The organism is Faecalicoccus sp. LCP19S3_E2, assembly GCF_052121255.1.
Taxonomy (GTDB): Bacteria; Bacillota_I; Bacilli_A; order Erysipelotrichales; family Erysipelotrichaceae; genus Faecalicoccus.
The window spans coordinates 1-1,308 of sequence record NZ_JBQKEP010000036.1; the positions used below are offsets into that span (position 1 = coordinate 1).

Consider the following 1,308-nt stretch of genomic DNA (forward strand, 5'->3'; position numbering starts at 1 on the left):
ATCCCATCTTTGACAGTTAAAAAAGGGTAAAAGTGGCCCAAAGCCTTTATTCATGCGCTTTGAGCCACTTTGTTGTTATGTAGTGATTTATCGTATTTTTTTCTTGTCTTTCGTCTGATGGATGATATTTCTAATCTTTTGTTTTTTCATAATTTCATAATCGGTCCGAAACCCAAATTCATTATGTAAATCGTCTGTGCAGTCCGTCCTTGTATAGGAAGGGATGTATCCATATCCATCCAGCAACGTAAGCTTCATTTCTTTCATTGTCCGGATTAATTGTTCCGCTGTATATTTATAGTTGAGTTTATTTTCCAGGATTCTAAAGAATAACAGAGCCGTAAAACAAATGAGAAAATGAGCTTTGATTCTCTCATCGTCCCTCAGATAAATCGGTCTGGCAGAAAATTCGGTTTTCATAATTCGGAAACAGGCTTCAATCTGCCATCTTCTACGGTTGATCGCAATGATCTCCTTTACATCGGCTTCCAGATTTGTGACTACCGCATAGAATCCATCATACTGTGCTTCCGTTTCAATCGCTTCCTCATTGATTTGCCATAATTCCTCTTCGGCCAATTCCCCATTTTGTGTAAAAGCCTGTTTTTTCAAGAAACGGGCAGGATCGTTTGGATTTTTTCGATTCCTTTTCGGTTTCCCACTTTCTGTCATCATTTTTCTGGCACGTTCAATTTGTCCTTCCCGAATGGAACGCTGATAGTTTTTATATTTCGGCGAGTAGGTCACAATCAGAGTCTCGGAAAGAGTTTTACTGTCATAAGGTACTTCTTTATAATAGACTGAGTCAAATACTTCTGGATCGTCTTCATCCAGATCGTTGATATCAATGAAACGGTTTGACCCGATTTTACGAAATTGCGTTGTGGAAAGACAGGTATCCCGAACTTCTTTTTTTAATTTCTTCAGGGACTGTGTAATCACATAAGCTCTTCCACCTGTCGCATTTAGAATCCGATTCTTTTTGGAACCCAGCCCACTGTCTGAACAATACACAAATTTGGAACAGTCAAAATCACTAATAATCCTTTGTTCATGTTTCTTTAATGTTTTCTGTTCATTTAGATTTCCATCGTGAAGATCAAAAGACAAAGGAAACCCGTCCGCATCCATGAACAATCCCATTCCTATGATCGGATTGGGCCGGTTTTCCTTACTTTTTCCATACCTGGCCATACCCCGTTCCTGTTCGATTTCAAAATAATAGTTGGTGCAGTCATAATACAGAATATGTGTGTTCCTCGGATGAAGAAAATTAGAATTCCGGTATAATTCAGCCTGAATATAATC

1 protein-coding gene is annotated in these 1,308 nt (G+C 38.5%); it reads right to left on the bottom strand.

Annotation, left to right across the window (positions count from 1 at the left end; genetic code table 11):
- Positions 1–87: 87 nt before the first annotated feature.
- A partial coding sequence (locus ACTQX6_RS12575) for an IS1634 family transposase (RefSeq protein ID WP_441657559.1) occupies positions 88–1,308 on the bottom strand: 1,221 nt, incomplete at its 5' end.